The 11,651-nt window shown below is 62.7% G+C and carries 7 protein-coding genes; 3 read left to right on the top strand and 4 right to left on the bottom strand.

The genetic code is table 11. The features are described 5' to 3' along the window. Nucleotides 1-23 precede the first annotated feature (23 nt). Together CLU85_RS12995 and CLU85_RS12990 are read right to left on the bottom strand one after the other, a co-directional pair. The gene (locus tag CLU85_RS12995; RefSeq protein ID WP_100410625.1) at nucleotides 24-521 is read right to left on the bottom strand and encodes a hypothetical protein; all 498 of its coding nucleotides are present in this window, start codon (nucleotides 519-521) and stop codon (nucleotides 24-26) included. Between the two features lie 180 nt (nucleotides 522-701). Beyond that, a complete protein-coding gene (locus CLU85_RS12990) occupies nucleotides 702-947 on the bottom strand; it encodes a hypothetical protein (protein ID WP_100412534.1) in 246 nt (81 codons plus the stop codon). A 359-nt stretch (nucleotides 948-1,306) separates the two neighbouring features. Between CLU85_RS12990 and hrpA the strand changes: the two genes are divergently transcribed. Continuing rightward, a complete protein-coding gene (gene hrpA, locus CLU85_RS12985; RefSeq protein ID WP_255409658.1) occupies nucleotides 1,307-5,458 on the top strand; it encodes an ATP-dependent RNA helicase HrpA in 4,152 nt (1,383 codons plus the stop codon). 53 nt (nucleotides 5,459-5,511) lie between these two features. Here hrpA and CLU85_RS12980 read toward each other — a convergent pair whose 3' ends face one another. After that, nucleotides 5,512-5,988 carry a GNAT family N-acetyltransferase gene (locus CLU85_RS12980; protein ID WP_100410624.1) on the bottom strand — a complete coding sequence of 159 codons (477 nt, stop codon included), beginning with the start codon at nucleotides 5,986-5,988 and terminating at the stop codon, nucleotides 5,512-5,514. Between the two features lie 359 nt (nucleotides 5,989-6,347). Between CLU85_RS12980 and CLU85_RS12975 the strand changes: the two genes are divergently transcribed. Then, nucleotides 6,348-8,036: a long-chain fatty acid--CoA ligase gene (locus CLU85_RS12975; protein WP_100410623.1), complete on the top strand. Its 1,689-nt coding sequence runs from the start codon at nucleotides 6,348-6,350 to the stop codon at nucleotides 8,034-8,036. Between the two features lie 72 nt (nucleotides 8,037-8,108). Here the strand turns inward: CLU85_RS12975 and CLU85_RS12970 are convergent, their stop codons facing one another. Then, a complete protein-coding gene (locus CLU85_RS12970) occupies nucleotides 8,109-8,483 on the bottom strand; it encodes a PilZ domain-containing protein (protein WP_100410622.1) in 375 nt (124 codons plus the stop codon). Between the two features lie 183 nt (nucleotides 8,484-8,666). Here CLU85_RS12970 and CLU85_RS23560 point away from each other — a divergent pair, with 183 nt between their 5' ends. Further along, nucleotides 8,667-11,576, top strand: a complete 2,910-nt coding sequence (locus tag CLU85_RS23560) for an EAL domain-containing protein (protein ID WP_304528985.1) — start codon at nucleotides 8,667-8,669, stop codon at nucleotides 11,574-11,576. The last annotated feature ends 75 nt before the right edge of the window (nucleotides 11,577-11,651 follow it).

The raw sequence follows: 11,651 nt of genomic DNA, 5'->3' as shown, positions 1-11,651 counted from the left end.
GAACCACGCCTCCCGACAGGTTCTCAAAGTGTGTTTTGTTGCCATTGCGCGGCAACGCGGCTGCGCCAGTGTTCCGCATCATCTCTGCGGTCAAAACTGGCCAGGTGCATGGGGCGCTCACCTTGCACCGTCAGTCGAACCACATAGTACGGACCGTCTTCTGAGGCCCGTTCCAGAACGTCAGGAAGGCCCAAACGATCAAAATCGATGGGCGTGTGGCGTGCACCCAAGGGCCAGCGCGAAGTGCGCAGTACACGGCGCTGCGCGGTGTCGAACTGCAGGGTTCGCACCCGACAGAGTGCCAGGGTGATGAAGAGCAGCCCCATGGCAGTGGCCGCCAGCACACACGCTACGGCCAGCAGCAGGTGCCACCAGGGCGTGTGGACACTGGCGTGCAGAACAAAAGGCACCGGAATCAGAAACATGCAAAGGCCAATCACGCCCGCAAAAAGCCGCATTGGCACCGATATGTATTCGGCGTAGCGCAGGCCCTCGACGGTTTCAGTAAAGCCGTTGGCCATGGGGTTCCTGGGGGCGGAGGCTTCTCATGCGGCGATTGTGTGACGGATGGATGGCGTTTGTGTGTCCATTCGCTGGCATTTAGGCAGGCCCTTGCACACGCAAGGCCGTGATTTTGGCCCTGAACGGCTCCTGCGGCAGGTCTTCTTCTGCCGGAGTAGCGCTTTGGTGATGGGTGCATTTCAATCGCTCGCAAAGGGATTCTGGATCGCCTTGCGCAAAGCGACGTCGTCCGCGCGGCGCTGGGCCCCACGGGTTCGGATGTGTTTGCCTGCCGCACTCGACAGGCTGCGTTGGGCCAGCGCAGCGGCCACAGGGTTTCGGGGCGGGCCCGAGGCTTCCAGCTGCAAGACCAGGGGCGCCTTCATGCGACGCAGCTTTTTCAGCGCACCCTGGGCGTAGGCCCGAGACAATTTTTTGGCACTCATGGTGTGCACGTACTCCACAAACAAAAAACCCCGGCAACAGAGCCAGGGCTTGCGGAGCGCGTGAATGGGTGCGCGGGTGCTTTCGCTATGGCTGAACTGGGTGTGCACTGTCCAGCCGGGGCGGTGGACTGCGGTCAGACGGGTGCGGTGTCAAAGGCGGACATGTCGGGGGACCTCCAGGGGTTCGTTCGGGCCATGCGCCAGGGGTGCGCTGTATGTTGGCTTCCGAAGAATGGCTGTGATATTGGCGGCCCTTGTGGGCTTTGGCAACGAAAAGCGCTGAAAGCGCAGCGAAATGTCGCACCAAAAGTACAGATGCAGCCCAGGGGGCAGGGCGCCGCTACGGATAATGCAGGCCTATGTCTTCTTCTGATTCGCGTTTGCCTGAGCCTTCCCGCGCCCCCACACCGACACCCGCCTCACCACCCGCGATCTCCGCGCCGCTGCGCATCACGTTCCCCGAGTCGCTGCCCGTGTCGGGCAAGCGCGAAGAGATCATGGAGGCCATCGAAAAGCACCAGGTGATCATCGTGTGTGGTGAAACCGGCTCCGGCAAAACCACGCAGCTCCCCAAGATTGCCCTGGCCCTGGGCCGCGGCAAGTGCAACGCCAAGCCCGGTACCAAGGGCCAGCTCATCGGCCACACCCAGCCGCGCCGCATTGCGGCCAGCAGCGTGGCCAAGCGCATTGCCGAAGAGCTGAACACGCCGCTGGGGGATGTGGTGGGCTTCAAGGTGCGTTTTCAGGACCGCTTGAGTCGCGATGCCTCCGTCAAGCTCATGACCGACGGCATCTTGCTGGCCGAGACACAGACCGACCCGCTGCTGAAAAACTACGACACCATCATCATTGACGAGGCGCACGAACGCAGCCTCAACATTGACTTTCTGCTGGGCTACATCCGCCAGATCCTGCCGCGTCGGCCGGACCTGAAGGTCATCGTCACATCCGCCACGATCGATGCCGACCGCTTTGCCAAGCACTTTGAGTCGGCCAAGGGCCCGGCGCCGGTCATCATGGTGTCGGGCCGCACCTTCCCGGTCGAGCAGCGCTACCGCCCGTTTGAAGAAAGCCGCGACTACGGACTGAACGAGGCCATTGCCGATGGCGTGGACGAGCTTTGGCAGGGCAACGCGGCGGGCGACATCCTCGTCTTTCTGCCTGGCGAGCGCGAAATCCGCGAGGCCGCTGACCACCTGCGCAAGCATCTGGCGCACCAGCCGGTGATGCGCAACGCCGAGGTGCTCCCGTTGTTTGCCCGCCTGTCGCAGGCCGAGCAGGACCGCATCTTTGACGGCCACACGGGCCGCCGCATCGTGCTGGCCACCAACGTGGCCGAGACCTCGCTCACCGTGCCTGGGGTTCGTTACGTCATCGACGCAGGCACAGCGCGCGTCAAGCGCTACAGTTTTAGAAGCAAGGTAGAGCAGCTGCTGGTCGAGCCCATCAGCCAGGCGGCCGCCAACCAGCGCGCCGGGCGCTGCGGGCGTGTGGCCAACGGCATCTGCATTCGCCTGTATGACGAGCCCGGCTTTAACGGCCGCCCGCGTTTTACCGACCCTGAAATTCTGCGCAGCTCGCTGGCTGGCGTCATCCTGCGCATGAAGTCGCTGCACCTGGGCGATGTGACGCAGTTTCCGTTCATCGAGGCCCCCTCGGGCCGCGCCATTGCCGACGGCTATCAACTGTTGGGCGAGCTGGGTGCGGTGGACGACGCCAACGAGCTGACCCCCATGGGCGTGGCCCTGTCGCGCCTGCCGCTGGACCCGCGCGTGGGCCGCATGATTTTGGAGGCACGCGACCGCAAGGCGTTGGACGAAGTGCTGATCATTGCCAGCGCATTGAGCGTGCAGGACGTGCGCGACCGCCCGATGGAGGCGCAACAGCAGGCCGACCAGGCGCATGCCAAGTTCGACGACGACAAGAGTGAGTTCAGCGGGTATCTGAAGCTGTGGAAGTGGATCAACGAGGCCCGCGGCGGTGCGCCCAGCCTGCCATCGGCCCGCGCTCAAAAGGCCATGGCCGCGCAGAAAGCGCCTTCGCAAGCGTTTTTGCCGGTGGCGCAGCGCAGCAGTGGCCGAAGTGCTGTGGAGGCAACGCCGAGCGCTCCTGCAGCCTCAGCCACTGCACCTGCCGCCACCCACAAGCTCAGCAACCGCCAGTACGAGCAGCAGCTGCGCCAAAACTTCATCAGCATTCGCCGCCTGCGCGAATGGCGCGACATCCACACCCAGCTGCTCACCGTGGTGACCGAGCACAAGTGGCAGATCAACACCCAGCCCGCCAGCTACGAGCAACTGCACCTGTCCATGCTGGCGGGTCTGCTCGGCAACGTGGGTTTCAAAAGCGAAGAAGAAGACTGGTACCTGGGCGCGCGTGGCATCAAGTTTTATAAACACCCTGGCGCGCACCTGAACAAGAAGCCCGGCCGCTGGATCATTGCGTCTGAACTGGTCGAAACCACACGTCTTTTTGGGCGCGGCATTGCCGCCATCGAGCCACAGTGGCTCGAACAAATGGGTGGGCACCTGCTGCGCAAGCAACTGCTCGACCCGCACTGGGAAAAGAAGTCGGCCGAGGTGACTGCGCTGGAGCGCGCCACGCTGTACGGCATCGTGGTTTACAACAATCGCCGCATCAACTTCGGCAAGATCGACCCGCACGCTGCCCGTGAAATTTTCATCCGAGAAGCGCTGGTGGGTGGCAACTGGGAGACCAAGCTGCCATTTCTGGCCGCCAACCAGAAGCTGATCGCCAAGGTAGAAGAGCTGGAGCACAAGTCGCGCCGCCAGGATGTGCTGGTGGACGATGAACTGATCTACGCCTTCTACGACCAGCAACTGCCGCCCGAGGTGTGCAGCGGCCACAGCTTTGAGGCGTGGTACCGCGACGAAAGCAAGAAGAACTCGGAACTGCTCAAGCTCACCCGCGACGAGCTGATGCGCCACGAGGCCGCAGGCATCACCACCAACGCGTTTCCCAAAACCGTGCGATTGGGCGGCGTGGACTGCGCCGCCAGCTACCTGCACGAGCCCGGCGACGCACGCGACGGCATCACCGTGACCATCCCGCTGTTTGTGCTCAACCAGGTGAACGACGAGCGCTGCGAATGGCTGGTGCCCGGCATGCTCAAGGACAAGATCCAGGCGCTGCTCAAAAGCCTGCACCAGCGCCCACGCAGCCGTTTTGTGCCCTTGCCCGAAAACGCCACGCGCCTTGCCGCGTTGCTGGGCGCACCTGAGAGTTTTGGCACGGGCAGCCTGACCGACGTGCTGCTCAAGCAGGTGCGCGACGAAACCTCGCTGGACGTGAAGCGTGCCGACTTCAAGCTCGACATGCTCAGCCCGCACCTGTTCATGAACTTCCGCGTGGTGGACGAACACGGCCGCCAGCTGGGCCACGGCCGCAACCTGGGTGCGCTCAAGGCCGAGTGGGGCGCCAAGGCGCGCGGGGCGTTCCAGGCGCTGGCAGGGTTGAAGTTAGCCGGTACGACAGTATCGGCCGAAAATTCAGAGCCAAAAGTGCCTCCAGTGCTGGATGGTCAAGCACCATCAGCTATTAAATCAGGAGCAAAATGCGCAGCACCAGCCACCAAAACTGTGGCGCCCGCCAGCACCACACCATCGGCCCCCGCTGGCCAGCGCTACGTCAGCTGGACGTTTGGCGAGCTTCCCGAACTCATGGAGATCAAGAAGGCGGGCCAAACGCTGATCGGCTTCCCGGCGCTCATCGACGGCGGCGACGCCGTCACCATCGAAGTGTTCGACGAGCCCGAAGTAGCCGCCGCCAAACACCGCGCGGGCCTGCGCCGCTTGTTTGCGCTGCAGATAAAGGACGCGCTGAAGTACCTGGAGAAGAACATCCCCGACCTGCAAAAAATGGCCGTGGCCTACATGCAGGTGGGCCGCAACGCCGATGGCACCGGCGGCGGCACGCAGGAAGAGCTGCGCAACCAAATCATCGATGTGGCGCTGGACCGCGCGTTTTTGCTCGACCCGCTGCCCACCGACGAGTTCGCCTTCAAGCGCCGCATGGACGAGGGGCGAGGCCGCCTCACGCTGATCGCTAACGAAGTGGCGCGGCTGGCCAGCACCATCCTGCTCGAATACGCCGTAGCGGCCCGCAAGATCAAGGACACCAAAAACGCGCCCGAGGCCACGCAAGACGCGCAGCAGCAACTGGCCCGCCTCATGCCCAAGAACTTCATCGCCGTGGCGCCGTGGACGCAACTGGCGCACTACGCCCGCTACCTCAAGGCCATCACCCTGCGCCTGGACAAATACCGCGCCGACCCCGCCCGCGACGCCGCCAAACTGGCCGAGCTGCGCCCGCAAGAGCAGCGCTACTGGCGCCTGGTGGCCGAGCGCAAGGGCGCCGTGGATGCCCGCATGCAAGAGCTGCGCTGGCTGCTGGAGGAACTGCGCGTGAGCTTCTTCGCGCAAGAACTGCGCACCCCGCAGCCGGTGAGCGTGAAGCGGCTGGACAAGCTGTGGGCGCAGGTCAATAGTTGACTGAAGTTGTCTTCGGCAGTGAGACGGTTGGCCTTACCGACAAGGATCGGCATTTAGTGCGTTATGCCAAGCGGGGCGGTCATGTGAAGCCGTTTTTGCATCAGTGCACCGGTATGTTTGGTTTGACCTAAACCCATCATCTCCTGAAGACCGCCCACCGTGACGAAGCCGTTGCTTTTCCAAAATGCAATCAGGCCGGGGTTGGGGGGTGAAACATGGAGCAAGATCGTGTCAGAAAACTGGGCCAGTTCCTTGTCGAGGAGAAGATTAACCTCATGCCCCAGACCGCGCCCGCGAAAGTCCACATCAATGAGCAAGAGGGAAATATAGGCAGGCGATCCCTTCGTAACGGGTTTTTGGATCGCCACGATTCCGACTACGCGGGTCATCGCTTCTTTTAGCAACACTTCGTAAAACACAGCAGAACCTAGCGTTCCTTGGGTGAGGCCCTGGAGCGCAACGCGACTATTCACTTTTCTCTCATCCTGAAAAAACAGCGGAATCTTTCGATGTGTCAGCTGATTCAGCATAGCTTCAATGTAGGCTGGTCCGGTTTGAATAGAGGCAAGAGAGATATGGCTTGTCTTATGCAATTTGCTCCTTTAACGACAGGGAGTCTATTGCCGGTACGCAAGGCAAATATAAGGACTTATCGCAACGACGGACTCGGTGTCCAAAATGAATCGTCGGAATCAATATGACTGACTGATTCAAAAAATGCAAGAGCTTGCTGGCGCCCTGATAGCCAAGGTGTGATGGGGTGGCAACAGGGCAGAGTCGATGTACAAGGGGCTATCGGTCGCATTGGCGACGCCAGCCAAGGGGCACCCCCATTGTAGTTCGGGGGACGGCGAACTAGGCTTGCAGGCCAAAGGAGACTGTCTGCCCTATGCGTTCCCACCACAAGTTCTGGCCCCGCCGTTTACCGCACTCCATCACCTTGCCCGCTACATCGCTGTGGGACAACCTGGCCACGAACGCCCGGCGCTATCCTGACAAGGCAGCCCTGGTGTTCTTCGGCCGTTCGGTGACTTACCAGGCGTTGGCAGAAGGCGCAGAGCGGTTGGCTGCACGGCTGGTGCAATTGGGCGTGAAGCGCGGGGACCGCGTGGTGCTGTGCATGCAAAACTGCCCGCAGCTCGTGATGGCGCACTTTGCCATCCTGCGGGCGAATGCGGTGGTGGTTCCCGTCAACCCCATGAACCGGGCCGAGGAACTCAAGCACTACATCACCGACCCGGACACCAAGGTGGCTTTCACCACGGGGGATCTGGCGGCCGAGATGGCCAAGGCCAGCAACGCGCTGCCGCTGGGCGAGCGTCTGGCGCATTTGGTGGTGACGCAATTCACCGACGCTTTCGACCCCTCTGTGACGGGCGCCGATGCCCCGCCGGAGGCCTGGATGGAGTGGTTGGGCACCCGGCATCCGCTGCCAGCGCTGGAGGGCGGGCGCACCTATGCGTGGACGGATGCGGTGGCGTGTTCTGACATGCCGCCCGCCCTGGTGGTGGGGCCGGACGACCTGGCCTTGTTGCCGTACACCAGCGGCACCACGGGCCTGCCCAAGGGCTGCATGCACCTGCACAAAAGCATCATGCACAACGCAGTGTCGGGCTGCCTGTGGGGCAATGGGTCGGCCGACAACGTGACGCTGGCGGTGGTGCCCATGTTCCACATCACCGGCATGGTGAGCGTGATGCACACGGCCATCTACAGCGGCGCCACGCTGGTCATCATGCCCCGATGGGACCGCGACCTGGCGGGGCGCCTTATCTCGCGCTACCAGGTCACGACGTGGACGAACATCCCCACCATGGTCATTGACCTGCTGGGCAGTCCGAACTTTGCTAGCTACGACCTGTCGAGCCTGGTCTACATCGGCGGTGGCGGCGCAGCCATGCCGCAGGCTGTGGCACAGCGCCTGCTGGAGCAATACGGCCTGCGTTATTCCGAAGGGTATGGTTTGACCGAGACAGCGGCTCCGTCGCACTCGAACCCGCCCGACCACCCCAAACAGCAGTGCCTGGGTATCCCGTTCATGAGCACCGATGCGCGTGTGGTTGACCCTGACACTTTGAAGGAAATGCCCCAGGGCGAGCAGGGCGAGATCGTCATCCATGGCCCCGAGGTGTTTGACGGTTACTGGAAACGGCCTGACGCCACCGAGGCCACATTCATCGAGTTCGAGGGCAAGCGTTTCTTCCGCTCGGGCGATTTGGGGCATATGGATGAGGACGGCTATTTCTTCCTGACCGACCGGCTCAAGCGCATGATCAACGCCAGCGGTTTCAAGGTCTGGCCCGCTGAGGTCGAGGCGCTGATGTTCCGCCACCCCGCCATCCAGGAGGCCTGCATCATCGCCGCCAAGGACAGCTACCGGGGTGAAACGGTGAAGGCTGTGGTGGTGGTGCGCGCCACGCACAAAGACAGCACGACCGAGCAGCAAATCATTGACTGGTGCCGCGAGAACATGGCCGTGTACAAGGTGCCGCGCATCGTGCAGTTCGTGAATGCATTGCCCAAGAGTGGGAGCGGCAAGGTCATGTGGCGCGCGCTGCAGGAGCAGGAAGCGCAGTAGCCAAGGGCGCCAGCAATCTTCAAGACGGCACGAGACAAGGGCTGCCGGGGGCGGCCCTTGTGTGTTGTGGGCTTACTGGGGTTGGGTGGCGGTCGTCAGCTCACCCAAGTCGCGCTCCAGCAGGGCGGGGTCGCCCAGTTGCAGCTCGATCAGTCTGCGCAGATGGGTCACGCTGTCCAGGTCGATACCGCAGCACAGTAGCCCGGTGTGCAGACCTTGTACATGCGCCACTTCGGTTGACATGGCGATGTGGTTGCCCGTTTCGGCCAGAGGGATGGTGATCTGGCACAGCATGCCGGGTTTCAGCTCGGCTTGGGCGGGGACCGTGATGAGCGCGCCCTTGAGGGAGAGGTCCAGCACATGCACGCTGAATGCGTCGGTAGAGGTTGTCAGCAGGGCCGGCGCATCAAAACTGACGCGAACGAAGTGGCGGCGTTCATGGGGCATTGCTGTCTCCTGGGCGGGGCATGGTTTTGGCACATGCTACTCCAACGCCCCGTGGGTCAGATTGTCTTTGGAGGTTTTTGACACCTGTCGTTAATATGGGACTTCCGCTGTTTGTGGAGGCAGTCTGTGGGTCCAGACGTGTACCGGTTCAGACGCCGATGTATCGGCTGGCTGCGATGGATCGTGGTCTTGCCCCTGCTGTGGGTGAGCATGAGCGTGCCTGCGGCGCCCCGTGAGTTGCGCGTGGGCGTGTACTCCAACGAACCCAAGGTGTTTGTGGATGCCGATGGCAAGGCCTCTGGCATTTTTGTGGACCTGTTGCAACTGGTGGCGGCGCGTGAGCAGTGGACGCTGAAATTCGTGCCCTGCGACTGGCAGGACTGTCTGGAGGCGTTGCGTGCTGGGCGTCTCGATTTGATGCCCGATGTGGCCCGGTCTGCAGAGCGTGAGGCCTTGTATGACTTTCATGCCCTGCCGGTGCTGCACAGCTGGTCACAGATCTATCGCACACCCGGCAGTGCCATTCAGTCACTGTTCGACCTGCAGGGCAAGCGGGTGGCCGTGCTGAAGGGCTCGGTGCAACGCGCCACGTTTGTCAACATGATGGACAGCTTTGGGATCCAGGTCTCGCTGGTGGATGCCGCCAGCCTCATCGATGCCTTTGCGATGGTGCAGCGCGGGGATGCCGATGCGGTGATCTCCAATCATTTGTTCGGCAATTTCCATTCGGCCCGGTACGGTCTGGTGGATTCGGGCATCGTGTTTCAGCCCGCTGCGCTGTTTTTTGCAACCGGCCCCCGGCGCAATGCGGATTTGCTGGCGGCGATTGACAGGTCGGTGCAGGACTGGCGCAGTGGGGCAGACCCCGCGTACAGCCAGGTCTTGCGCCACTGGGGCGCGCAGGACCCTGGGGGCCGCATATCGCCCCTGCTGTGGTGGAGTCTGGGCGGTCTGCTGGCGTTCAGTTTGCTGGCGGCGCTGACGGCTGTGTTCTTGCGCCGCCAGGTACAAGAGCGCACCCGCCACCTGAAAGACAGCGAGCAAAAGCTGGCCACCATTTTGGACAGCGTGGGCGCCTTCATCTACATCAAGGGCCGGGACTACCGCTACCAGTACGCCAACCATCACACACTCATGCTCTTTGGCAAGTCGTCCGAAGAGGTGGTGGGCCACGATGACGCCTTCATTTTTGATGCGGCCACGGCCGCGCAATTGCGCGCCAATGACCGGCGCGTGCTGGAGGATGGCGAAACGCTGGAGGCCGAGGAGGTGAACACGCAGCGGGTGACCGGCGAGACCCGGGCGTACCTGTCCGTCAAGATACCGCTGCGCCACGCTGATGGCAGCATCCATGCGCTGTGCGGTATTTCCACCGACATTACCGAGCGGCGCAAGGCCGAGGAGTCATTGCAGATTGCCGCGACGGTGTTCGAGTCGTTCGAGGGCATGATCGTGACGGGCCCAGACCAGCGCATCCTGAAGGCCAATCAGGCGTATGCACGCTTGACGGGTTACACGGTGGAGGAGCTGGTGGGGCAGACGCCCCGGCTGCTGCGATCGGGGCGGCAGGACGCCACGTTCTACGCCAGCATGAAAAGCGCGCTGTCCACCACCGGTATATGGCAGGGCGAGGTATGGAACCGGCGCAAGGATGGCTCGGAGTACCCGGCCTGGATCACCATCACGGCCGTGCGCTCTGCCGAGGGCGACATCACGCACTATGTGGGCACGCAAACCGATATCTCCAGTCGCAAGGCAGCCGAAGAAGAGATCCGCTTGCTGGCGTTTTATGACCCACTCACGGGCTTGCCCAACCGCCGTCTCATGACCGACCGCCTGCAGCACAGCCTGGCTACCACGGCGCGCTCTGGCAGCGGGGGGGCGTTGCTGTTTGTGGATCTGGACAACTTCAAGGACCTCAATGACACCAAGGGCCATGAGCTGGGCGACCAGCTTTTGCGCCAGGTGGCGGCCCGTCTGGAAGGCTGCGTTCGCATGGGCGATACGGTGGCGCGCCTGGGCGGGGATGAATTTGTGGTGCTGCTGGAAGGACTGAGCCCGCACCCGCACGAAGCGGCCGCCCAGTCGGAGGCTGTGGCGCGTACGGTGTTGCAGGCCCTGAGTCAGAGCTACCAGCTTGAAGGCCATGCCCACCACAGCGCATGCAGTATCGGCATCGCGCTGTATGCCGACGCGCGTGGTTCGGTGGACGAGTTGCTCAAGCACGGCGACATGGCCATGTACCAGGCCAAGGGGGCAGGCCGAAACACCTTGCGTTTCTTCGACCCGCGCACGCAAGCCGATGTGACGGCACGCACGTTGCTGGAGTCTGGGTTGCGTGAAGGCCTGCGCGACGGTCAGTTCCTGCTGCACTACCAGGCCCAGATCAGTCAGGACCACGGCATGCTGGGGGCCGAGGCGCTGGTGCGCTGGCAGCACCCGCAGCGCGGGCTGGTGTCGCCGGCTGAGTTCATTCCGGTGGCCGAGGCATCGGGCCTCATTGTTCCGCTGGGTGCGTGGATTTTGCGCACGGCCTGCGTGCAATTGGTTGATTGGGCGCGTGACCCGCTGACGGCACACTGGACGCTGGCAGTGAATGTGAGCGCGCGACAGTTCCGCCACAGCCACTTTGTCGATGAGGTGCTGTGCGTTCTGGAGGAGACTGGGGCCAACCCCCATCGCCTGAAACTGGAACTGACGGAGACCCTGTTGCTCGACGATGTGGAAGACACGATTGAGCGCATGGCCACATTGCGTGCAGCGGGCCTGGGTTTTTCGCTGGACGACTTTGGTACCGGGTATTCCAGCCTGAGCTACCTCAAGCGGCTGCCACTGGACCAGCTCAAGATCGACCAGAGTTTTGTGCGCGACCTGCTCACCGACGCCAATGACGCCAGCATCGCCCGCACCATCGTGACTCTTGCGCAAAGCATGGATCTGGGCGTGATCGCTGAAGGTGTGGAAACCCTGGAGCAGCGCGACATGCTGGCCAGCCTGGGCTGCCACACCTGGCAGGGCTACCTGTTCGGGCGCCCCGGCCCCGCTGCCGCACTGCACGCTGTGGCAACGGCCGCTGCGGCAGGGGCATCATGATCTTCGCGCTGAAACGGGCTTGTGGAGCGATGAATCGCAGGGGGTGTTCGTTCGGTGGAGATGGTTTTGCTATTT

Source organism: Acidovorax sp. 69, assembly GCF_002797445.1.
Lineage (GTDB): Bacteria > Pseudomonadota > Gammaproteobacteria > Burkholderiales > Burkholderiaceae_C > Acidovorax.
Note: the sequence above shows the minus strand (reverse complement) of the source record. Positions and strands in the feature narration are given on the sequence as shown.